This is a genomic window from Micropruina sonneratiae (assembly GCF_025972045.1).
Lineage (GTDB): Bacteria > Actinomycetota > Actinomycetes > Propionibacteriales > Propionibacteriaceae > Micropruina > Micropruina sonneratiae.
The window spans coordinates 20,046-44,885 of sequence record NZ_JAPDHX010000004.1; the positions used below are offsets into that span (position 1 = coordinate 20,046).

10 protein-coding genes are annotated in these 24,840 nt (G+C 70.1%); all 10 read left to right on the forward strand.

Annotated elements, in window-relative coordinates; genetic code table 11:
• Window positions 1-27: 27 nt before the first annotated feature.
• The 10 genes from pglW to OIE40_RS11265 all read left to right on the forward strand — a co-directional run bounded on the left by pglW (window position 28) and on the right by OIE40_RS11265 (window position 24,819).
• Complete coding sequence (pglW, locus tag OIE40_RS11220) at window positions 28-4,263, forward strand: BREX system serine/threonine kinase PglW (protein WP_264701742.1); 4,236 nt, start codon at window positions 28-30, stop codon at window positions 4,261-4,263.
• Window positions 4,260-7,862 (forward strand): BREX-2 system adenine-specific DNA-methyltransferase PglX, encoded by a 3,603-nt coding sequence (pglX, locus tag OIE40_RS11225; RefSeq protein WP_264701741.1) that lies wholly within the window; start codon window positions 4,260-4,262, stop codon window positions 7,860-7,862. The genes pglW and pglX overlap by 4 nt, the downstream gene beginning before the upstream one ends.
• A complete protein-coding gene (locus OIE40_RS11230) occupies window positions 7,859-11,581 on the forward strand; it encodes a BREX-2 system ATPase PglY family protein (RefSeq protein WP_264701740.1) in 3,723 nt (1,240 codons plus the stop codon). The genes pglX and OIE40_RS11230 overlap by 4 nt, the downstream gene beginning before the upstream one ends.
• Entirely contained in the window at window positions 11,566-14,241 is a 2,676-nt protein-coding gene (pglZ, locus tag OIE40_RS11235; protein ID WP_264701739.1) for a BREX-2 system phosphatase PglZ, read from the forward strand. The genes OIE40_RS11230 and pglZ overlap by 16 nt, the downstream gene beginning before the upstream one ends.
• Window positions 14,238-15,575, forward strand: a complete 1,338-nt coding sequence (gene brxD, locus OIE40_RS11240) for a BREX system ATP-binding protein BrxD (protein WP_264701738.1) — start codon at window positions 14,238-14,240, stop codon at window positions 15,573-15,575. The genes pglZ and brxD overlap by 4 nt, the downstream gene beginning before the upstream one ends.
• Window positions 15,575-17,707: a DEAD/DEAH box helicase gene (locus OIE40_RS11245; protein WP_264701737.1), complete on the forward strand. Its 2,133-nt coding sequence runs from the start codon at window positions 15,575-15,577 to the stop codon at window positions 17,705-17,707. Before brxD ends, OIE40_RS11245 begins: the two co-directional genes overlap by 1 nt.
• A gap of 125 nt (window positions 17,708-17,832) precedes the next feature.
• The gene (locus tag OIE40_RS11250) at window positions 17,833-18,816 is read left to right on the forward strand and encodes a DUF7662 domain-containing protein (RefSeq protein ID WP_425326173.1); all 984 of its coding nucleotides are present in this window, start codon (window positions 17,833-17,835) and stop codon (window positions 18,814-18,816) included.
• A gap of 370 nt (window positions 18,817-19,186) precedes the next feature.
• Window positions 19,187-19,579, forward strand: coding sequence for an OsmC family protein (locus tag OIE40_RS11255; RefSeq protein ID WP_264701735.1), 393 nt, complete (start codon window positions 19,187-19,189; stop codon window positions 19,577-19,579).
• Window positions 19,580-20,704: 1,125 nt separating this feature from the next.
• Entirely contained in the window at window positions 20,705-24,586 is a 3,882-nt protein-coding gene (gene mobF, locus OIE40_RS11260; protein WP_264702320.1) for a MobF family relaxase, read from the forward strand.
• Between the two features lie 23 nt (window positions 24,587-24,609).
• Window positions 24,610-24,819, forward strand: a complete 210-nt coding sequence (locus OIE40_RS11265) for a helix-turn-helix domain-containing protein (protein WP_105184541.1) — start codon at window positions 24,610-24,612, stop codon at window positions 24,817-24,819.
• Window positions 24,820-24,840 lie beyond the last annotated feature (21 nt).

The following is a 24,840-nucleotide window of genomic DNA, read 5'->3' on the forward strand; positions in this document are numbered from 1 at the left end:
GCGTCCGAGGAAGGGAGTGAGCAGACTGTGGTCAACGACCGCTGGGTCGAAGTCACCCCCTCCCAGTTCGCACACGAAGCCGAAGGCCTCCGCATCGCCAAGAGGCTGATGCCAGACCGTGCCCCTTACCGTGCCTGGACCAACTTCGAGTTCCGTGACGACCGCGGCAACTGGGCCGAGGTCGACCTGCTCGTGCTTGCCCCGGACGGGCTGCACTTGATCGAGTTGAAGTACTACTCGGGGCGACTCCAGGGCACCGACCAGACCTGGCGGCGTGACGGCCGTGCCCCCGAGGACTCTCCCCTGCTCCTGGCCAATCGCAAGGCCAAGCGGCTGCGCTCCAAGCTAATGACGGCTTACGGCGAGTGGTTGCGCAACCACTCCTTCCGTGACGCCCCCAACCCGCGCGACGGCATCCCATTCATTCAGGAAGCGGTCTTTCTGCACCACCCCGACCTGGTCTGTGCACTGCCAGATTCGGCACGCATCGGCCTCTACGGCCTTCCGGATGACGACCGTCCGGGCGCACTCGACCCGATCACCGACGTGTTCGACGGCGATCCCCGGCCCAACACTCGCATTTATGAGAACGCCGTGGTCGGCGCAATGCAGCTCATCGGTGTGCGTGCCCACCCCCGCGAAGCGGGCTCCTTCGTCCTCGACCCGCAGCCCTTGGACGACGGTCCCGGTTGGCAGGACTGGCTCGCCACCCACAAGCACCTGCGCAACCAGCGCCGCCGGATCAGGTTCCGCACCGTCCCCGAAGGATCGTCCGAGCAGGCCCGCAGCCAGGCCCGGTTGCTCGCCGCCCACGAGCTGCAGGTCATGCAGCGGCTCAGCCACGACGCGATCCTGCGGCCCGAGGACTATGTCGATTCCGAACTCGGCCCCGGGCTGGTCTACCCCTATGACTCGTCGTGGCAGCGGCTCGACCTGTGGCTGGCCGGCCGGCCCGACGGGCTCGACTTCGACACCCAGCTCGACCTGGTCCGGCAGATCGCCGAGGCTCTTCAGTACGCACACGGCAAGAACGTGGTCCACCGCCGGCTGAGCCCGCACGCCGTGCTGATCAGCACCACGCACGACGGACGCCCGCTGGTCCGGCTCACCGACTGGCAGGGCGTCGGACGCACCGACGCGGCCACCTCCACCCAGGCCACCCGCGGAGTCACCGCACTGGCCAGCCTGGACGCCGACCAGCTACCGGTCGCCGAGCGATGGATTCACGACGGCTTCACCGCCCCCGAAGGTGTCCTGGCCGCCACCCGCAACCGGCTGCGGCTGGACGTGTTCGGACTGGGCGCGCTTGCGTTCTACCTGTTCACCGGCGGCCAGCCGCCGGCCCGCACGGCGGCCGACCTGAAGTCCCGCCTTCATGACCAGGACGGCCTGGACCTGTCGGTCGAGTTGCCCGCCGCGCACAGTGAACTGCGCCGGGCCGTGCTGGCGGCAACCGCGCCGTCGGTCTCGGAGCGGCTGCCGGACGTCGCCGCCTTCCTGTCCATCCTCGACGCGGCCGTCCAACCGGCGGTCGCCGAAGTCACCGACCCGCTCGACGCGGGACCGGGTGCGATCCTCGGTGACCGCTTCGAACTCACCCACCGTCTCGGTGCCGGCTCCACCGCCGTTGGCCTGCTGGTCCGCGACCACCAGCATCCGGACGAGGCCGAGCGGGTGCTGAAAGTGGCCGTCGACGACGCCGCCGTCCGCCGCCTGGAGGAGGAGGCGGACACTCTCGGCCGGCTGAACAGTCCACGCATCGCCAAGCTGATCGAGGGTCCGCTCGACGTCGGGGGCCGCTGGGCGCTGCTGCTGGCCAGCGCCGGGCAGGAAACGCTGGCCACCCACCTGGGCAACCGCGACCGGCTCTCGCTCGACCTCCTGGAGCGCTGGGGCACCGATCTGCTCGAGACGGTGATCGCCCTGGATTCGGCCGGCGTCATGCACCGCGACATCAAGCCCGCCAACCTAGGCGTGCGGGAGGCCCGAGCGGGCAACAGCAACCGGGCCAAGCACCTGATGTTGTTCGACTTCTCACTGTCGAAGGCGCCGGCGTCCGACACCCAGGCCGGCACCCGGCCTTACCTGGACCCGTTCCTCGGCGGACGACGCCTGTACGACTCAGCGGCGGAACGGTACGCCGCCGCTGTCGTGCTGTTCGAAATGGCCACCGGCCACACCCCGGTCTATGGCGACGGGCTCAGCGAACCGGCCGCCATCCGTGACGAGGCGACCATCGATCCCGACGACTTCGACGCCTCCGCCCGGGCGCGCCTGGCCGCCTTCTTCACCCGGGCCTTGGCCCGGGACGCAACCGCCCGGCACCACACCGCCGACGAGATGCTGCTGGAATGGCGGGCCTGCTTCCCGGAAAGCTCCGTGGTGCCCGCCAACGCCGACGAACTGGCCGCGAACGCCACCGCGGACACTCCCCTGGCCCAGTCCGGGCTCACCCCCCGGGCCATCTCCGCGTTGGAGCCGCTCGCGGTCAGCACGGTCGGCGAACTGGCCGCCGTGGACGCCGTCCGGCTCAACCGGCTGCCCGGCTCGGCAGTCGCCACCCGCGACGAGATCAAGCGTTTCGCCAAGCTGTGGCGGTCGAAGTTCGCCCGGTCGGCCCGCGGCTGGCGTCCGGTCGAGCAGCAGGCCACACTGCCCGGACCGCACGAGTGCGCCGACCTGCTGCTGGACGCCGCCCGCACCGGCCGCAACGACAAGGCGGTGGTGCTCGCCTCGCATCTGCTCGGGGTCACCGGCAGCCTGGACGCCAACGCCACCCAGGCCGAACTGGCCGCCTCGTTCGCCCCGCCGGTCACCCGGGGCCGGGTCAGTCAACTGTTCGGCGTGCTGCAGGACCGGTGGGCCACCGTCGAGTCGGCCCGGGAGTTGCTGGACGGCCTGGCCGACGCCGTCGACGTCCGTCTGGGTGAGTTGGGCGGCGTCGCCACCTTCGACGAACTGGCGAAGCACCTGCTGGGGCTGATGGTGCCCGCCGCCGACAACGCTGACGCCCAACAGGTCCGGCTGGCCGAGGGCATGCTGCGCTGCACGATCGAGCGGCGCGCCGCGCTGGACCGCGCCGAGGCACCGGACGAGCAGGACGACGGCGGCTGGTTCCAGCGTCGCCGCGAGCATCAGCCGGTGCTGGTCGCCACCCGCCACGACCTGCTCGACGTGGCCGAGGCACTCGGCCGGCGCGCCGATCAACTGGTCGCCGAGGTGAACCTCACCGGCACCGACGCGCTGGTGCCGGCGGCCCGGGTAACCGCCGCTCTCGCCGCCGTCATGGACGACGCGACCACTGCCCGGACCGCCTCGCCCTTCGACGGCGCTCCCGACGGCCCCCGGTTGGCCCGGCTGGCTGCCCGGCTGTCGACCTGCGCCGGGGCATCCGCCACCGGTGAACTGCACCACCGCGACCTCGGCGCCGCCGAGGCGCTGCGGCAGGTGCTGCCGGCGGTGGTTCCCGGCCAACCGCACACCGCACGAAACCTGCAGCAGCGGGTCCGCTCCCGGTTCCCCGACCTGCCGCCACTGCCGCGCCGCACCGACCTCGACCGCATCGTCATTGAGGCGGGTCTCGGCCTGCAGTGGGATCCGGCCCGCGACGCCTACCTGGTGCCGGACGCCACCATTCGCGACACCACCGGCCTCGATTCGCGCCCGGCCACGATGGTGACCGGGCCGGTCTCGACGGTCGGCCCGGGAGCGGTCGGCCAGCGCCTGCGGGACAGCCGGGAGCGCCGTTCGTTCCTCGCCCTCGGCGTGGGCGCGCTGCGGCTGGAGAAGTTCCTGAATGTGCTGCGCGACCGCTTCGACGCCGTGGAACTCGACCTGTCCGGCGCCCTGATGGACGCCCTGGCCGACACCGCCGCCGCGGCCGGCATCAGCTGGGCCGACGTGCTCAGCGCCGACACGCAAGCGGAATCCTCGAGACCCGGCCAGGGCCTGCGGGCGCTTGTCAAGCGGTCGCTGCCCGCGGTCGGTGCCGCCGTACGGCAGGCCCTCGACGACGCCGCCGGACGTCCGGTGGCGCTGGTGGACGGCTCGCTGCTGGCCCGCTACGACGCGCTCGACCTGCTCGCCGGCTGGATGGATCTGGCCACCGCACGTCCCGCCGCGGTCTGGCTGGTGGTGCCCCAACTGCCCGGCAACACCGGCGCGATGGTGGACGGCCGTTCGCTACCGCTCACCGCCCCCAGCCAGTACGTGCCGGTGCCGCCGGACTGGATCGATGCGCAACAGCAGGAAGGACGCGTGTGACCACCCACGACACCCTGGTCGCCGACCTGAAACGGCAGGTCCTGTCGCTGGAGAAGGACCTGCGGGAACGCATCACGCTGCCCGCCTTCGACGGGGACTGGAAGCGCGAGCACGCCGCCGCCGTAACAGGTGACCGCACCGCCGCCGGGTACACCGCCTGGGCCGACGACCGTGTCACCCAGGCCGCCGTCTCGTGGGTGCTGACCACGGTGTTCATCCGGTTCTGCGAAGACAACCGGCTGCTCGGCCCGGTCTGGATCTCCGGCCCGCCGGAGCGTCGCCAGGAGGCCCTGGACGCCCAGCTCGCCTACTTCCGCAGCCATCCGGAAGACACCGACCGGGAGTGGCTGGAGCAGGCGATCAACTACCTGGCCGCCACGCCCGCCACCGCGGGCCTGGTGGACGACCAGGCGATGCTGCACACCGTGTCGCCGTCCGGCCAGGCGGTCACCGCCCTGCTGGAGTTCTGGCGCCGCCGCGACGCCGACGGGGCCTTGGTGCACGACTTCACCGACCCCGACCTGGACACCCGCTTTCTCGGCGACCTCTACCAGGACCTCTCCGACCACGCCAAGAAGACCTACGCGCTGCTGCAGACCCCGGAGTTCGTGGAGGAGTTCATCCTCGACCGCACCCTCGACCCGGCCCTGGCGGACCGGCCTCTCGACGGCTTCAAACTGATCGACCCCGCCTGCGGCTCCGGCCACTTTCTGCTCGGCGCGTTCCGCCGCGTGCTGGCCCGCTGGGACGCGGAAGCCCCGGGGCTCGGCACCCGCGAGCGGGTGCAAGAGGCCTTGGACGCGGTGTGGGGTGTGGACCTCAACCCGTTCGCCGTCGCCATCGCCACCTTCCGGCTCACCGTCGCCGCACTCAAGGCCGTGGGCGAGAACTCCCTGGAACGCGCCCCCGGCTTCCGCTACCACGTGCTCGCCGGCGACTCGCTGTGGTTCAGCCACGACCAGGACACCCTGTTCACCCACAGCGACGACTTCGCCTACTCCACCGAAGACAAGGACGCCCTGGTCGCCGCCCTCACCCGCGGCCAGTACGACGCGGTGGTCGCCAACCCGCCCTACATCACGGTCAAGGACAAGAAGCTCAACGCCGGCTATCGGGAGCGCTACAACTACTGTAAGGGCACCTACGCGCTGACCGTGCCGTTCATGGAACTGCTGTTCAAGCTCGCCAGGCGCGGGGACGGCAGCCAGCCCGCCGGCTGGGTGGGCCAGATCACCTCCAACTCGTTCATGAAGCGCGAGTTCGGCGCCCCGATCATTGAGGACTTCCTCGCGCACCTCGATCTGGTCGAGGTGATCGACACCTCCGGCGCGTACATCCCCGGACACGGCACGCCAACACTGATTCTGGTGGGTCGCAATCGCTCGCCGCGCACTGTAACCGTTCGGGCGGTGCTTGGGATTCGGGGTGAGCCGGGACGTCCAGAGCAGGCGCGGAACGGAAGGGTCTGGGCTTCCATAGTCGCCCACGTGGATCGCTTTGACTACGAGGATGACTGGGTCACGGTCAGCGAGGCGTCGCGCAAGAATTTTGTGAAACACCCGTGGGCACTCGGTGGCGGTAGCACCAGTACTGTCGTCCGGGCGCTAGGAGTATGGACGCATCGCTTGAAGGATCTCCTGCTGGACATCGGCTACTCTGGTCAGACCAATTCCGACGGCGCCTTTCTTGCACCAGAGGAATCAATGAGGCGTCGGCACCTTGAACCCGAGCTCAATCGCCCCTTTGTGGTTGGCGAAGATATTCGTGACTACGGTCTTGCGGAGGGAGAATGGGCAGTCTTCCCGTACATTGCTGGAAAGCTAGCTAACCTCGCAGAGTGGCCTCAGACACTGCGCTGGATGTGGCCCCTCAGAACCCTGCTATGGAGCAGAGCCACCTTCTCGGGTGGCTCATACCTACAGGCTGGCCGCTCATGGTGGCAGTGGCACCAGATTGCGCTCGCAAGGGCTAACCGACCTCGCGCTCTGAGTTGGGCCTTTGTCTCGACTCACAACCATTTCGCGTTAGCCAGAGGAGAACTGGTATTCAACCGGTCAGCGCCGTTCTTCCAACTCCCTGACTCGGCGACCGAGGATGACCACCTGAAGCTGTTGGGGGTGTTGAACTCGTCCACGGCGTGCTTCTGGCTCAAGCAGAACAGCTACCCTAAGGGCGGTGATCCGGTCGGCCCCGACGGCGCGCGCGTGTCGCAGCAGCCGTGGTCTGACCGCTACGAGTTCACCGGCACCACCCTGCAGGACTTCCCGCTGCCAGAGTCCCTGCCCCTGGAGCGTGGCCGCACCCTCGACACGCTTGCCCAGGAACTCTCCGCCCAGCAGGTCTCCGCCCTGATCGCGTCCACGCCACCCACCGCCGACCTGCTGCGCGCCGCCGAAGCCGCCCAGCACTCGCTGCGCGGCCGGATGATCGCCGAACAGGAGGAACTGGACTGGGAGGTGTACCGGCCCTACGGCCTGCTCGACGACGACCTCAGCTACGACGGGGACCCGCCCGAAATCAAGCTGGGCGAGCGAGCCTTCGAGATCGTGCTGGCCCGCAGGATCGCCGCCGGCGAAGAGCAGACCACCTGGTTCGAACGGCACGGCTCCACCCCGATCATCGCTATCCCCTCACATTGGCCGGCCGACTACCGCGACCTGGTGCAGCGGCGGATCGACGCCATTGATTCCGTCGATGCGATCCGGTTGCTGGAGGCCCCGGAGTACAAGCGGCGCTGGTCGTCCGAGCCGTTCGCCAAGCAGGCCGACAAGGCGCTGCGCGGCTGGCTGCTCGACCGGCTGGAGAACCGGTCGCTGTGGCTCAACGCGCTCGGCCAGCCCACCCCGCACTCGGTCAGCCAACTGGCCGACCTGCTGGGCCGCGACGCCGATTTCCGCGGCGTGGTGGAACTGTGGAAGGGCGTCCGCGACGTCGACCTGGTCGCCGCACTCACCGAACTGCTGGAACCCGAAGCGGTGCCCCACCTGGCCGCGTACCGGTTGAAGGAGTCCGGGCTGCGCAAGTTCGGCCAATGGCAGCACACCTGGGCGCTGCAGCGCCAGGAGGACGCGCTGCGCCAGGTGCAGGTCGCCGGCGGTACCGAACCCACCGAGGCCGAGCAGAAGGCCGCCGACCAGCAGGCCGACGCGTTCGCCGCCACGATCCCGGTGCCGCCCAAGTACACAGGAGCCGACTTCCGCAAGCAGTCCTACTGGAGCCACCGCGGCAAGCTCGACGTGCCCAAGGAACGCTTCATCGCCTACCCGGGCGCGGGTCGGGAGACCGACCCCACTCCCCTGCTCGGCTGGGCCGGCTGGGACCACGCCCAGCAGTCCCTGGCACTGGCCACCATCATCCAGGCCCGGCAGGGCGAGGGCGCCGCCGACAGCGTGCTCGTGCCGCTGGTCGCCGGCATGGCCGAACTGCAGCCCTGGGTGGAGCAGTGGCACGCCGCGATCAGCCAGGACTACGGGGTCAGCCCGGCCGCGTTCTGCGCCGAACAACTGCGCGGCCACCTGCAGGACCTCGGCCTGACCGTGGACGACCTCGACGCCTGGCGGCCCGAACCCGCCACGCGCAGAAGGAGAGCACGCCGATGAGCGCCCTGCTGCGGGACATCTTCACCATTCCGGAGACCACCTCGACCGCCGACTACGTGCTGCGGCTCACCGAGAGCGTCGATGAGGCCCACCTGGCCCGCACCATCGACGAGTACGTAGTCACGTCCGAACTGTCCCGCGCCTTCGACACCGCCCTGGCGGTGGTGGCGGACGCGATCGGCTCCAACACCAGCAAGGGCGCCTTCCTGACCGGCTCGTTCGGCTCCGGCAAGAGCCACTTCATGGCCGTGCTGTATGCGCTGCTGGAGCAGTACCCGCCGGCCCGCGCCATTCCCGAACTGGCCGAGACCGTGGCCCGGCACGACCCGGAGTTGCAGGGCCGCCGCGTACTGCCGCTCACCTTCCACCTGCTCGGCGCCACCTCACTGGAGCAGGCCCTGTTCGACGGCTACCTGCGCCAGGTGCGGCAGCTGCACCCCGATGCGCCGCTGCCACTGCTGCACCAGACCGCCCGGCTGCTGGAGGACGCCGACGCGCTGCGCGCGCGGATGGGCGACGACGCCTTCTTCGCCGGACTCAACGAGGGCTCCGGCGAGGCTGACGTGTGGGGCGCGGTGCTGGGTGGCGGCGGCACCTGGACCGCGGACACCTATGCCAGCGCCCAGGCGGCCGCCCTGGACGACCCGCGCCGCGCCGAACTGGTCAACGCCCTGCAACAGCGCTACTTCACCGCCTACACTCGGCACGCCGCCTACGTCGGGCTCGACGAGGGGCTGACGGCGATCTCCACCCACGCCCAGTCCCTGGGCTACGACGCGGTGGTGCTGTTCCTGGACGAACTGGTGCTGTGGCTGGCGTTCCGGATCCGTGACCGCGCCTTCTTCGGGGCCGAAACCCAGAAGATCACCAAGCTGGTCGAGGGCGGCCAGGGCGGCCGGCCCGTCCCGCTGATCTCGTTCATCGCCCGGCAGATGGACCTGCGCCGCTGGCTGGCCGACTCCGGTGCCAGCGGCGCCGAGCAGCAGGCGCTCGACCAGGCGTTCCGGTACCAGGAGGGCCGCTTCCGCGAGATCCGGCTCGGCGACGACAACCTGCCCTACGTGGCCAACAAGCGCCTGCTCACCCCACGCAACGCGGAGGCGAAAGCCGAGATCGACCGCGCCTTCGAACGCCTCGACCGGCGGGCCGAGTCGTGGGACGTGCTGCTCGACGGCGTCAACACCGACGACCGGCACCGCGGCGCCGACGCCGCCCAGTTCCGGCTCACCTACCCGTTCAGCCCGGCGCTGGTGTCCACCCTGCGGTCGCTGGCCGGGGTGATGCAGCGGGAACGCACCGCGCTCAAGGTGATGCAGCAGATGCTGGTGGACCGCCGCGACACCCTGACCATCGACGACGTGATCCCCGTCGGCGACGCGTTCGACTACCTGGTCACCGGCGGGGCCGGCGACCAACCGCTGGACGAGGCGTCCGCGGCGCTGTTCCGGGCGGCGCACACGCTGTTCCGGGAGCGGCTACAGCCGATGATCCTCAAAGAGAGCGGCGTCAGCGCCGCAGACCTGGACGATGAGGCGTCCCTGCCGCCCACCCTGAGCAGCGAACTGCGGCTGGCCAAAACGCTGCTGCTCAGCGCGGTGGCGCCCAACGTGCCCGCGCTCAAGGCGCTCACCGCGGGCCGGCTGGCCGCGCTCAACCACGGCTCGATCCGCTCCCCCCTCCCGGGCGGTGAGGCGGCGGTGGTGATGTCGAAGCTACGGCTGTGGGCGGCGCAGGTGCCGGAGATCAGGGTGGAGGCGACCGGCCGCAACCCGCTGGTGTCCGTGCAGCTCTCCGACGTCGACTACGAGAGCGTGGTCGAGCGGGCCAGGGGCGAGGACAACGACGGCCGCCGCCGCGACCTGATCAAACGGCTGGTCGCCGACGCGTTCGGGGTGGAGCGCCTGGGCGACCAGGACATGCTCGGCGCCTACACCCACCGGCTGATCTGGCGCGGCTCATGGCGTGAGGTCGACCTGGTGTTCGGCAATGTCCGCGACGCCGGCTGGCTGACCGACGACCACTTCCGGGCCAGGCCCGGCACCTGGCGGTTCGTCATCGACCACCCGTTCGACGAACCCGGCCATTCCACCTCCGAGGACTTCAGCCGGATCGACGGCTTTCGGGCACACAACTGGAACGAGCGGACGATCGTCTGGCTGCCGCGGTTTTTCAGCGAGGCCCGGCTGCGCGATGTGAGCCGGCTGGTGATCCTCAACTACCTGTTCGACGGCACCGGGGAACGCTACGCCAACTACGCCGACCACCTGTCCGAGACCGGACGGGTGCAGGCCCGGGCGATCCTGCAGTCTCAGCGCGACGCGCTGCTGCACACCGTGCAGCGGGCCATCCAGGTCGCCTACGACGTCGAGTCGCCCACCGGCGGCGACGACGTGGTGATGGACGCCGCTCACCCCGAGGTGTACTCGTCGCTGACGCCGAGCTTCACCCCGCGACCGCCGGCCGGAGGCACCCTGAAGCAGGCGTTCGTCCGGCTGGTCGCCGACGCCTTCAGCGCCACCTTTCCCGGCCACCCCCGATTCGAACCGAGCGACGTCGAGGTGCGGGTCCGGGAGTTGCAGGCCACCTACACCGCGGTCGAGCAGGCCCTGGCCGACAAGGAGAACCGGGTACCGCTGGGCCCCGACGCCGCCACGGTCCGCCGGATCGCGAACCCGCTCGGGGTCGGCAAGGCCGCCGAAACCCACTTCTTGATGGGCGACGACTACTTCAGCGCGTGGGGCCCGGAGTTCGAACGCCGGCTCGGCGCTCGCGGCGGCGACGAGAACGACCCGGTCACCGTCAGCGAGGTGCGCGGCTGGATCAACGCCATGGAGCCCGCCAAGGGCCTCGCCGAGAGCGTCGGCGACCTGGTGATCCTGGCGTGGGCGGCCTTGCGCCGCCGGGCCTGGTTCGCCCACGGCGCCCCCATTCCCACCCCCAAGCCGGGCACGCTGCGCAACGAGATGGAGTTGCGGGTGCAGGCCATGCCCGATGGCGCCACCTGGACCGCGGCCACCCACCTGGCCGGGGTGGTGTTCGGACTGACCGCCTCGGTCTACGTGACCCCGGCCGAAGTGGCCAACCTGGCTGACAAGCTACGGGAGGAAGCGCTGAAACTCAGCGATCCGGCCCATCGGCTCGTCAGCGCTGTCGAGCTCGCCCGCACCAGACTGGCCCTGACCGCCTCCCCCGAGACGGGCCGGCTGCAGACCGCGCGGCAGGGGGCAGAGCTGTGCGAAGCGCTGCGCGGACTGAACGGGCTACGGCTGATCCAGCGGCTGGCGGCTGCCCACTTCGCTGAACCGTCGCGGGTGGGCCGCTCCCTAGCCTCAGCGGCCACCGTGGCTGGCCAGCTCACCGGCTTCTCGTGGAACCGTCTCGACCCACTGCTGACCGCGTCGCGGCAGCAGGGGCCGCGCGCCGACGAAGCGTCGCGGATTCTGGGCCGGTTGCGTGGTGCGGTGCTCGACGACGAGTTCGTCACCCCGGTGGCGCCCGCGTTGAAGCGGGCCGAGGACGACCTGTTCGCCTGGCTCGCCGAGCCGACGCCGCCGCCCGGACCCACCCCTCCCTCGCCGGACCCGGTGCCACCGCGCAGGCCCGGCGGGACGCGGCGCATCCGGCGCGGCCAGGGCGCCGAAGCGGTCGTCGCGGACCTGAATCGGTTCGTCGCCGAGCACCCGGATGACGACATCATCGTGGAATGGCGCACCGAGTGAGTGCCGACGTCGTTCCCAGCGCGCCAGTGACGCCGGCGATGGCCCGGGTGCTGATCGACCAGGCCCGGGCCGGCCGATACACCCACGGCGTGCTGGGTTTGCGCTCCCGGCCGGGCGCGACCCCGGAGGTGTCGTTCACGCACCGTGACCAGCCGGTGCGGATCGTGCCAGCCGGCTCCGCGCTGGCCGTCCGCGAAGCGGTGCGCGGCGCGATGCGGGACGGCTGGCTGGTGGTGGTCACCGACCGCAGCGAGGACGACCTCGGCCCTGGCCTGCTGGCCCGGTTCACCTGGCAGCGGCTGCGGCACGCCGACCCCTGGCAGGCGGTGCAGCAGCGGTTCAGCGCACAGACCATCGACGCCCGGCTGCTGCGGCTGGCGCATGCCCGCGAGGTGGCATCCGGCCTGCTGGAACTCGCCCCTGCCGACGGCTGGCCACCGGCGCCGGCCGGGGTGCTGACCCGCGATCACGCCTTGGGTTGCCTGGCCCGGGCCGAGCTTGGCGTCGGCACCGGGCCGCTGGACCTGATCGCGGTGTTGCAGTGGTCCACCAACCCCGGCTTGCCCGGCATGGTGGCGCGGCTGCGTGGCCGGGCCGGCGAGCAGACCGTCGACGCCACCCTGGCCTGGATCGCAGACGCCGCGGGTGAGGCCGGGCCGTTCGTCGCCGCCCTGCTGCGCACCGGCGCACCCACCGACCTGGTGCCGCTCGGGATCGTCCTGGACTGCCTGCTCGGCTCCCGGCGCACCCAGGAGGCCGAGGTCGCCCTGGCACGGCTGCAGCACCGCTGGGGCGACGTGCCCCGCACCGCCCTGGCTGCGACCGGCCGACTGGCCGTCGTCACCGTCTCGGGCCTGCTGGACGGCCGGGCGACCGTGGCGGACGCGCACCGGCTGCTGGCCCGCGCCGATGACCTCCTCGGTGAGGCCGGCGCTGACGCCCTGGCCGAGACATCCTCCGTGCTGCGGGCGGGCCTCACCCTGCGGCTGCGCGCGCTTGCCGAACAACTCCGTCGCGACGATCCGGGGGCGCTGGAGGCGGCCTGGCTCCGGGTCGACGACCATCGGCTGGCCGATGAGGATCCCCGGGTGGCGCCCGCGCTGGCCGGCGTCCGGCTGGCCCGGTGGCTGCGCACCCCCGACGAACCGCACGACCGTGGCCTGGCCGCGAGCGCGGCGGCGCACCTGGACACCGATGCCTGGGTGGACTCGGCCGTCAACGACGCCGAGGCGGGCGTGGACGACCCCGTACTGGCCGGCGCCCTGGAACAGGTGCTGCAGCGGGTGCAGGCGCGCCGCGACGCGCACGACCTGGCGTTCGCGGCGGCCCTTGCCCGCGAGGGCGGGGCGGAGGCACTGGCCGGGGTGTTGCCCATCGAGCAGGTGTTGCCCGATATCGTCCTGCCCCTCACCCGGAGCCACCCCACCCTGCTGCTGGTGCTGGACGGCATGAGCGCCGGGGTGGCCACCGAGATCATCGCCGACGCGGTCGAGAAGCTGGACTACGGCCTGGTCGAGTGCCTGGTGCCGGGAGCCACCCGTCGCACCCCCGTGATTTCCGTGCTGCCAAGCGTGACCGAGATGAGCCGCGCCTCGCTGCTCAGCGGGCGGCTGGCCCGCGGGCAGCAGGATGTGGAGCGCCGCAACTTCACCGAGTTCGCCCGCGCCCACGGCCTGGGCGATGCGCCGCTGTTCCACAAGCGGGGCCTGGACACCGGGCGGGGCGGCTTCGCCGTCGCCGACGAGGTGCGACTGGCGATCGGCGACACCGACCGGTACCGGCTGGTCGGCTGCGTGCTGAACACCATTGACGATGCCCTCGATCGCACCGACCCCGGCGGCACCGACTGGACCGCCGACACCGTCAAGCATCTGGCCCCGCTGCTGCGGGCCGCCCGGTCCGCCGGACGGCTGATCGTGCTCACCTCCGACCACGGCCACGTCGTCGAGCGGCGCCGCGGCACCCAGCGCGGCGCCGGACTCGGCGGCCGCTACCGGGCCGCCGCCGATGCGGTGGCCGACGACGAGGTGCTGGTCAGCGGGCCGCGGGTGCTGACCCCCGAACACCGCGCCGTGCTCGCCGTGAACGAGCGGCTGCGCTACGGCCCGTTGAAGGCCGGGTATCACGGTGGGGCGGCGCCCGCCGAGGTGGTGGTGCCGGTGGTGCTGCTCGCGCCGTCCACGCTCGACCACCGCCTGGTCGCCGCACCTGTTGCCCAGCCGGACTGGTGGGAGGCGACCGGGATCGTGGTTCCCGCGTCGGCGGTGCCAATCCCCGAACCCGTCCCGGCAACGCCGCAACCCGACCTCTTCAGCACCGAGCCCGAGCCGGCGCCGTCCGCGGTGGCGGGGCTGGGTGCCGCACTGATCGGCAGCCCCACCTACCAGGCGCAGAAAAGCCTCGCGGGCCGGGTCGCCGTGACCGACCGTGACGTGGCCGGTCTGGTCGACGCGCTGGCCGGCGCGCCGGATCGGCGGCTGTCCGCGGCCCGGGCTGCTGCGCAGCTCGGCGAACCGGTGGCCCGGCTGCGCTTCGCCATGAGCCAGGTGACCAAGTTGCTGAACGTCGAGGGCTACCCAGTGGTCTCCACCGATCCGGCGACCCAGGCGGTCAGCCTGGATGTCGGCCTGCTCGCCGAGCAGTACGGAGTGCGGGCGTGACCACGGTGTCGCCGCGACGGCGCCGGGAGGTGATCGACGCGCTGCGCCGCGGCACAGTCCCGGCCAACGGGTTGGACCTTCTGGCGGTCGGGCTGGAGCGGTTCCAGCCGGCCTTGGACGCGGAACTGTCCGCGGCATCGTCCGGGTCGGCGGTGTTCAAGGCGGTGCGCGGCGAGTACGGCTCGGGCAAGACCTTCTTCACCCGGCACCTCGCGGAGCGTGCGCTACGACAGGGCTGGGCCACGGCGGAGGTGCAGATCTCCGAGACCGAAACGCCGCTGCACCGGTTGGAGACGGTCTACCGGCGGATCACCGAGTCGCTGCGCACCGCGACCGTGCCGCCGAGCGCGTTCCGGGCGGTGCTGGACAGTTGGCTGTTCACCCTCGAGGCGGACGCACTGGCCGCCAAGCCGGCCTTGGGTGGCGGGTCTGACCATGACCTGACCGTGGCCGTCGAGCGGCTGCTGGAGGCGCGTCTGGCCGGGGTCACCAGCAAGACGCCTGCCTTCGCCCAGGCCCTGCGCGGCTACCGGGCCGCCACCCTGGCCGGCAACGCGCCCGTCGCGGACGGCCTGGCGGCCTGGATCGGCGGGCAACCGCACGTTGCCGCGTCCGTGAAGCGCGTTGCCGGGCTGCGCGGCGACCTCGACCACTTCGGCGCGATGGCGTTCCTGCAGGGCCTGCTGACGGTGCTGAAGGACGCCGGACACCCCGGGCTGCTGGTGGTGCTGGACGAGGTGGAGACGCTGCAGCGAGTCCGTGGCGACGTGCGCGACAAGGCCCTGAACGCGCTGCGGCAACTGATCGATGAGGTGGATTCGGGCCGCTACCCCGGCCTGTACCTGCTGATCACCGGCACGCCCGCGTTCTTCGAGGGGCCGTCCGGGCTGAAGCGGCTGCCGCCGTTGGCGCAGCGCGTGCATACCGACTTCACCACTGATGCCCGGTTCGATAACCCGCGCGCGGTGCAGGTGCGGCTGCCCGGCTTCGACCGCGACAGCCTGGTCGCGCTGGGGGTCAAGGTGCGCGACCTGTACGCCGACGGCAGCGCACAGGCCGACCGGGTGCGGTCGGTGGTCGACGATGCCTACCTCAGCGACCTCGCGTCGGCGGTGGCGGGCTCGCTGGGCGGACGGATCGGGGTGGCGCCCCGGGTGTATTTGAAGAAGCTGGTCGGGGACGTCCTCGACCGGGTCGACCAGTTCGCCGACTTCGACCCGCGGACCCACTACGCGCTGACCGTGGGCGATGCGGAACTGACCGATGTGGAGCGCAATGCCGCGCATGGTGGTGCCGACCTGGATGCGATCGACCTGGACCTGCCGGAGGGCTGATGGGCGGCTTCGACGCCCTGCATCCGGCGGTGCAGCATCACATCGTCAACGAACTCGGCTGGCGGGCGTTGCGTCCGCTGCAGGAGGCGGCCATCGATCCGCTGCTGAATGGGGAGGACGCTCTGCTGCTCGCCCCGACCGCGGGCGGCAAGACCGAGGCTGCGGTGTTTCCCGTGCTGTCGGCGATGGCTGCTGAGGACTGGCGGGGGACGTCCGTGCTGTACGTGTGCCCGCTGCGGGCGCTGCTGAACAACCTGGAGCCGCGGATCGACGGCTACGCCCGGTGGGTGGGGCGGCGGGCCAGCGTTCGGCACGGTGACACCGGTGCTGGTGACCGGCGCCGTCAGGTTCTTGATCGGCACGACATTCTGCTGACCACGCCCGAGTCGCTGGAGGCGATCCTGGTGTCGGCCACGGTCGACCCGCATGTGGTGCTGGCCGACGTCCGCACGGTCATCGTCGACGAGGTGCACGCCTTCGCCGGTGACGACCGTGGCTGGCACCTGCTGGCGGTTCTAGAGCGGGTGTCGCGGATCGCCGGCAGGCCGCTGCAGCGGATCGGGCTGTCGGCGACGGTGGGCAATCCCGAGGAGTTGCTGGGCTGGCTGCAGGGATCGAACCGGTACGTCCGGCCTGCGTCGGTGGTGTCGCCGGCGGCGTCGTCCGCGACCGCAACGGACATGCAGATCGACTATGTGGGCTCGGTCGCCAACGCCGGAACAGTCATCTCGCGGGTACACACCGGTGAGAAGCGGCTGGTGTTCGCCGACTCGCGGCGGGCGGTCGAACAGCTCGCCGTTCGACTGCGCGAACTGGACGTGAACACTTACGTGTCGCACTCCAGCTTGTCGGCTTCGCAGCGGAGGCGGTCGGAGGCTGCGTTCGCCGAGGCCCGTGACTGTGTGATCACCGCCACCTCCACCCTGGAACTCGGCATCGATGTGGGCGACCTGGACCGGGTGATCCAGATCGGCGCCCCGGGAACGGTGGCGTCGCTGCTGCAACGGCTGGGCCGGACCGGGCGTCGTCCGGGAACTGTACGCAACATGCTGCTTCTGGCCACCGACGCCGAGCAACTGCTGCAGGCGGCGGGGCTGGCCCTGTTGTGGTCGGAAGGCTATGTGGAGCCGATCAAGGCACCACCGACGCCGGCCCACATCGCCGCTCAACAGGTGTTGGCGCTGGCGCTGCAGGAGGGCCGGATTGGCCGAAACACCTGGCCGGAGTGGCTGACCGGGGTGGACCTGGCGGAGCCGTCGAGATTGGCGGAGATCGCGGACTGGTTGGTGACCTCCGGCCATCTGGACGCCGACAGCGGCATGTTGTTCATCGGCCCGGCGGCGGAGCGTCGTTACGGCCGCCGGCACTTCATGGAACTGATGAGCGTGTTCACCTCCAGCCCTGAGGTGACGATCCTGCACGGACGCGAGGAGGTCGGCACGGTCTCTCCGATGGTGCTGGCGACCCGGGTGCAGGGTCCGCGGGTGGTGCTGCTGGCAGGTCGGGCCTGGCAGGTGACGTCCATCGACTGGTCCCGGCACCGGGCCTGGGCCGAGCCGACCGACGCCTCCGGCAAAGCACGCTGGTCCGGGCAGCCGATTCCGCTGTCCTTCGAGTTGGCCGATGCCATGCGCAGAGTGCTGCTCGGCGATGCGCCAGCAGGGGTTGGTTTCACCCAGCGTGCGGAGCGCCAGTTGGGCGAGTTGCGCCAGGACTGGGCGGATCGGGTGGACCGTGACCGGACGGTGGTGCTGCGCACCGACAAGTACACCAACTGGTGGACGTGGGCCGGAAGCCGGGCGAACGCCACCCTGGCCGCGGTGCTGGCGGAGGCAGACCCGGCACTGCTCAGCGACAGCGATCAGTTCGACAACCTGCAGATTGCGCTGCGAGGCGAGGTAAGGGTGGATCAACTGAAAGCCGCCCTGAACGTGGCCGTGGCTAGGTACGGGCCAGAGCTGAGCGGCGCCGTTCCGGTCATCAGCCAACAAGCCGTCGACGGGCTGAAGTTCTCCGACCTGCTCCCACCGAAACTCGCGGTCGACACCCTGGCTTCGCGTTCTGCTGATCGGCAGGCCTCTGCGATAACATCTGCGCGGCAAGTCCTCTGGCGAGCCTGTGAACCTGACTAGGGGTGGAGGATTACGTTCTGGTGAGCAACGACCGCGGGTTTGGATAACGTCACCACTGCGCCTTTGCGCCGGATCCGGTCGCAAAGGTATCCCAGGCGTTCAACCGCTCGGCTCCACTGGAAGGGGTGGAATATTTGGCGAAGTATGACGCCTTGGTCGAGTTGCTCAATGCGCAGGGCTCGCCGTGGGTCAGCTTGAGCCTGGCGCAGATCTCGGAGGCGATTCCAGGTGGCCTTCCACCCTCGGCGTACACACTCGCAGGGTGGTGGGCAAATGACTCGGTCGGTCACGTCCAGTCGAGAGCGTGGCTCGCAGCAGGGTGGCGCATGATCTACGCAGACCTTGCCGCGGGCGAGGTTGACTTTGCGAGGGATCCGACGCCGTCACAAGCCACCTCAGACGCTCAACCGTCCGCCCAACAGATTGGCGGAGTGGCGTTGCCGGACCGCACTCACACCTTTGAACAAGCGCGCGATCGATTCCATAACATCCTTCCAAGCGTGATGGCGAACCCGTTGGACTATAGGATTTGGCGCCCCAGTTGGAACGACGCAGATCCCCTGGACGGAGACGTCATGCGGCTGCGCCGGCTCCTTGCGCAGGCTGCGTTGGGCAACCCGCTGGATGGTGAGGTGGCGAGTCTGCGCATGGCTCTTATCGACCAGCGGGTGGACGGGGAGTTCACGGCCTTCGCGTGGCTCGAGATACAGCTGGTGCGGGCATTGTTCAGTCAAGGTCGTGACGCTGAAGCGCACGAGATTCTGCGGACACTTTCGCTCGACCAGGGAACCGAATACTGGATCATGCAGCTTAGCTCCCTCGTCGGCGCCCACATGGCAGCGCACGCCGGTCGCTGGGAGGAGGCGCTGGATCGCCTGTGCCACGTCCTAGTCTGGGACTTCACGGGTGGTTGGAACCCTGACTATGTACTTCGTGCGCTGTACGAGATCGCGGTGCTTGAAGTCCTACCCGCGACAGGTTTCCCTTCAAGAGCAGACGTTGCGCAACTGGCTCTTTTTGTAGCCGACCAGGCAGAGCCCTGGCGTGGGACTTGGTACAACGAACACGTGCAGGCGCAACTCCGGGAGCTCGCAGCGAAGGACAATTAGGACTCGAGACGCGCCGCCTCGTCGGAAAGTCCCTGAGTCTCTTCCACCATCAAGCAACACTCGCTTTGGACCGGGTGGCCGCCAGACGGCCGGTGGATCTGCCACAGGCACTGCATCCCCGCACGTGCAATAGATCCCGGCCCACTCCGAGATGCATGAGGTCTGTGGCACTTGGAGGGTTCTGATTATTCCGTAGCCGTCGGGGCGAGGACGATCGTCCCTGTGACTCGTGCACGTGTCGCATTGACGGCGCTCGACGGTGCTCTCGAGCGTCCGCGATAGGGAGGGATTTTCAGATCGCGTCGGACGCAACGCAGGGTCCCGCCGATCGCCATTGGCTGGGGCGGCGCGCCGTGGCAGTCTGCCGCTCATGACTGACTTCTCCGTCGAGTGCGCGGCAGGCAGCCTGCGCCCCTCCGAGAACGCCACGGTGACGCACTTCGCGCACCGCTGGACTGATGGTGGCGTGGACGTCACCGCCGATTTCACCGGCGCCCACCTGCTGCATCTGTCCGTCGCGGCCTGCGTCCTGAACGATCTCTATCGGGAGGCAGACGCAGTCGGCGTCGTACTGGACGGCGCTCGGGTCACAGCCTCCGGTCATTTCAGCGACGCTTGGGCGTCCACCGGCATCGATTATCGAGTTGAGGTGGACTCCCCCGCCGCGGCCGCCGTGGTCGATCAGCTCATCGACCTGGTCGACCAGGCCGCCGAGATCCCGCGCGCGGTGCGAGCCGGTGCCAGCGTGCAACGCACGCCCTGACCTGGTGTTCCGCCGTCGAGCCTGCCTCGTCACCCCGATCGAACCTCGTCCACACCCGCACCCCGATCACGTGCCACGCTCCCGGATCCATCGGGCCAACGTGGTCGGCCCTGCGCTCGGGTCACTTGGAACAAGCCTTGACGGCTGGCCAGCCGCCCGACAAGCCCCGCTGTCGTAGCGAAGAACTTGTAAGCCAACGACGTCACCGTACGACTGTGCAGTGTGGCCCGTCGGCTCTCTGCTGTACTGGTCGATCCGGATCGTGTACTCGCGAACGTAGGCCGGGCCACCCAGGTTGGCGCCCAGCGCGACCGAGACCGAATACATGCCCGGCCGCACCCGCAGGCAGCGGGTCATGCTGATCGCAGCGGTGCCCCATGAGGATCTGTACACCACGTAGGAGTAGCCCTGCTCGGTCGGCCCACCGTCACCCCGTCAACCTTGATCGCCGCCCCCACCGAGTTCGCTCCCGACTTGATCACCGCGCCGGAGAAGGTCACGATCAGCAACTCGGTGGAACCCTGCGACGACGACGTGGTGATCTGTTGCGCCTCGGTGGACGCTGCTGATGTTCAGCGGACCGGCCACGGACCTCACCAACGTCCGGTGGGTGGTCTTGCCGTCACAGACGGACGATATCGACGCCACCTCCGGCAGCCGTCCAGGGACCCCGCAGCTGGACGAGGGACGACACCTCGGGTGCCGCTACCTCCCCCGCCGGCAGCGTAGCGAAAGCGACCGCTGCAACGGCGGCCACGGCGGGGATGTGCCGACTCACGACACGTTGATCGGGACTCGACCACGTCCACGAACCCCTGGATTTCCTAAGAAGTTGGCGTCAGCGTCCGAAACAGGTGGATTTCAGCGGCCTAAAGGGAGTGTGAGGACATTTCGCAACTCGCCCCTACACCGGCGCGCCAACGTGAAAGTGTGCCAGGTGGCCTTGGTGGGGCACGGACCGAGCGTCGCCCTGGACGTGCAACCCAATGCTGTGTTCCTCCGGCTCGCTGCCGTGCCATCGTCCACACAGTGCCTGGTACACATCCATGGCCGTCCATCTGTCCCGATCGACCCCGTTTTCGCAGGTACAAGGGGTGTGAGGATCCTTCTGCGGCGGTGCCGGCCATGATGAGCCTGCACAAGCTGACCGCCGGGTCGGGGTATGACTACCTGACCCGGCAGGTCGCCGCGCAGGACTCCACCACCAAGGGCCACACCAGCCTGGCCGACTACTACGAGCAGAAGGGCGAGTCGCCCGGACGCTGGCTGGGCTCGGGTCTGGTCGGCATCGAGGGCCTGGAGGCCGGTGATCAGGTCACCGCGGATCAGATGCTCTCCCTGTTCGGCATCGGCGATCATCCGCTGGCGCGAGGGCGACTCGACGCACTGGACAACCACGCCACGGCGAGAGACGTCAAGAACGCCATGCGGCTGGGCCAGCGCTGGGGCATCTACAGCGGCGGGGAGGCGTTCGCCGACGAGGTCTCCCGGCGGATAGCGGCGTGGAATCGGGCCAACGGACATCCGGACGGCGCTCCGGTCACGCAGGTCGTTCGTGCCTCTATCCGGACGGCGGTGGGCCTGGACCGCTTCCAGGAGAGGTTCGGACGGGCCCCGCTCAATCCGCGGGAGCTGACCGGGTTTATCGCGCGGGACTCGCGTCCGAGCCGCCAAGGCGTGGCCGGCTACGACGTGACGTTCTCGCCGGTGAAGTCGGTGTCTGCGCTGTGGGCACTGGTCGATCCGCAGACGGCCGCCCGCATTCAGCATTGCCACGACTTGGCTGTCGCGGACGCCTTGCGCTACATCGAGCAAGAGTCGCTGTACACCCGTCGGGGACGCAACGGCGTCCGGCAAGTGAAGACGCACGGGCTGGTCGCCGCCGCCTTCACGCACCGTGATTCGCGGGCCGGCGATCCCGACCTGCACACGCACGTGGCGGTGGCCAACAAGGTGCAGGCGGTCGACGACGGCGACTGGCTCGCCATCGACGGGCGGCTGCTCTACTTGGCCAACGTGGCCGCGTCGGAGCGCTACAACACTGCGCTCGAGCAGCACCTGACCCGGGACTTGGGGGTGCGGTTCGTCGACCGTCAGGACGGCAGGGACGTCCGACCGGTGCGCGAGATCGCCGGCGTCGACCCGGCTCTGCTGCGGCGCTGGTCGCAGCGCGATCTCGAGATCAGGACGGCTCAGGGCGAGCTGGTCGGCGACTTCCAGCGCGAACAGGGGCGCACCCCGACGCCCGGCGAGCAGCACGCGCTGGGTCAACGGGCCACCCTGGAGACGCGGGAGGCGAAACATGAGCCACGCTCGCTGGCCGAGCAGCGAAGGGCGTGGGCGGCGCAGGCCGAAGCCGTGCTCGGACGTGGTGGTGTGGCCCGGATGGTGGCTGCCGCATTGAATCCTGGCCGGGCGGAGCGGCGTCCGGTGGACGAGGCGTGGCTGGACGCGACGGCGGCTCGGGTGGTCCGCGTGGTGGAGCGCAACCGGGCGACGTGGCAGGTGTGGCATGTGCGTGCCGAGGTGGAGCGGCAGGTGCGGCGCTCTGGTCGGATTGTGTCCGAAGCAGCGGCGCAGTGCCTGGTCGACCTGGCGCTGACCAGGCATTCCATCCCCCTGGACACCGCCCGGGACATGCCCGGTGACGTGCCCGAACCGATGCCTCTGCGGCGTGCGGACGGCACGTCGATGTACGTCGTGGCGGGCTCGGCCAGGTACTCCTCGGCGCCGATCCTCGCCGCCGAGCGCCTGCTGCTCGCCACCGCCGGGCGTCGTGACGGCATGGTCGTGGGTCAGCGGTCCATCGACCTGGCGCTGCTGGAGGCACACGCGAACGGCGTGCGGCTGAACGACGGACAGGTCGAGCTGGTGCGGGCGATGGCGTCCTCAGGGTCGCGGTTACAGGTGGCGATCGCACCGGCGGGCGCGGGCAAGACCACCGCCATGAACGCGCTGGCGTCGGCCTGGCGGGAGGCCGGCGGCGACGTCATCGGGTTGGCACCGTCGGCGGCGGCCGCGGACGCGCTCGGCCAGCAGCTGGGCGGCCACGCCGACACCATGCACAAGCTCACTCGGGGTCTGGACGACGAGCGGCTGCCGGGCTGGGCGGCGGGCATCGGGCCGCGGACTCTCGTGGTGATCGACGAGGCGGGCATGGCCGACACCCTGACCCTGGAACAGGTGGTGTCATTCGTGGTGAGCCGTGGCGGCAGCGTCCGGCTGGTCGGTGACGATCACCAGCTCTCAGCGGTTGAGGCGGGCGGAGTTCTGTGTGAGATCGCCACCGAGCACGGCGCCGTCCGGCTGGACGAAGTGGTCCGGTTCTCCGATCCGGCGGAGGCGACGGCGTCGCTGGGGCTGCGGCAGGGACGTCCGACCGCGCTGGGTTTCTACCTCGACCGGCAGCGGGTCCACGTCGGAGACGCCACCACCACCCTGGACCAAGCGTTCGCCGGCTGGGTGGCGGACCGTGCCCGCGGCCTCGATTCGCTGATGCTGGCGCCGACCCACGACCTGGTCGCTCAGCTGAATGCTCGGGCTCGGGCGCAGCGGTTGGGTGGGCGCTTGCCGGGCCGCGAGGCATCGCTGGCCGACGGCAATCGGGTGTCAGCGGGCGACACGATCGTCACCCGACGCAACGAGCGGCGGCTGACGTATTCGCGGCACGGGTGGGTACGCAACGGGGACCGTTGGACAGTGCTGGCGGTCGGGCGTGACCAGAGTCTGACCGTGGCGAACGCGTCCGGGTGGCAGGTGCGACTGCCGGCAGGGTACGTCCGCGACGATGTGGTGCTCGGCTACGCCAGCACGATCCATGGTGCGCAGGGACTGACCGTCGATTCGATGCACGGCGTGCTCAGCGGGCAGGAGAGCCGCCAGCAGCTGTACACGATGATGACTCGTGGCCGGCACGCCAATCACGTGTACGTCACCGCGGTCGGGGACGGTGATCCGCATTCGCTGCTCCGGCCTGAGGTGGTCCGGCCGCCGACGCCGACCGAGCTTCTGGAGGCGGTCCTGAGCCGGGACGATGCGGCGCTGTCCGCAGTCGGGTCGCTGCGTGAGCAGTCCGATCCGGCGCTGTTGCTGAAGCCGGCGGTGGATCGCTACGTCGATGCCGTCGGCGTGGCCGCCGAGCAGGTCGTGGGCGCCGATCGAATGGCGGAGATCGAACGATCCGCCGACTCGATGGTGCTGTGGCTGACCGAGGCGGCCGCCTGGCCGGCGCTGCGCACGCACCTGTTGACGATCGAGGCGTCAGGAGGCGACTCGATCCAGGCGCTGCGACGGGGGATAGATTCGGGCGGTTTGGACGACGCTCAGGATCCCGCGGCGGTGTTGTCGTGGCGACTGCAGCCAATCGCTCGAGGTGGTCCGCTGCCGTGGCTTGACGGAGTTCCCGAAAGCCTGCGCGCCGACCCGGTCTGGGGTGTGTACGTGGAGGCAAGGCAGCAGCTCGTCCGGGAGTTAGCGGACGAGGTGCGCAATGGCTGCGCCGAGCGGCGGCCGGCCTGGCTGGCGGACATGCCCCTGCCACCCTCGCCCGCGCTGGCCGCCGAGATCACGGTGTGGAGATGCGCCATGGGTGTTTCGGATGGCGACCTTCGTCCGACCGGTGCCGCGCAGCCGGCCGCTGCCGCTGCACGTTGGCAGTACCGTCTCGACCAAGCGCTGGTGGACGAGCACCCGGAGGTTCGGCAGTGGACCAACTGGCTGCGCGACACCGTCCCCGACCTGCAGCGCGATCCTCACACTGCGGTGGTAGGACGCCAGGTGGCCGCCTGGGCTGCTGACGGCGATCCAGTCCGGCGTTGGGTGCGAGACGCCGTCGCGGACGGCCTGCTCCCCGACGACCACCCCGCCGCCGCCCTCGCGTCCCGCATCGAACGGCAGCGCACTGCACCGCCGATCTGGGAGACCGTCGAGCCGATCAATCTGCATCGTCGACCCGAGGACATCGCGCCTCCCATGTCCCGCCCGCCGTCGCACGGCCCACGCATCTGAACCCCAACAGAAGGAGCAAAGCCATGCCCACCCGCCGTGTACCCAACCCCCAGCCCGAGTACCTGTCGATCGCCAAGGCCGCCGCACTGTACGACGTGTCGGAGACCTTCCTACGGAGGAGAATCAACCAGGGGCAGCTCTCGGCCGTTCGCTGCGGCCGTCAGATCATCCGCATCGGTGCCGCCGATCTCGCGAAGCTGTTCCGCAAGATCCAGAGCGCGGACGACTTCTGAACCGGAATCTCTCAGCAATTG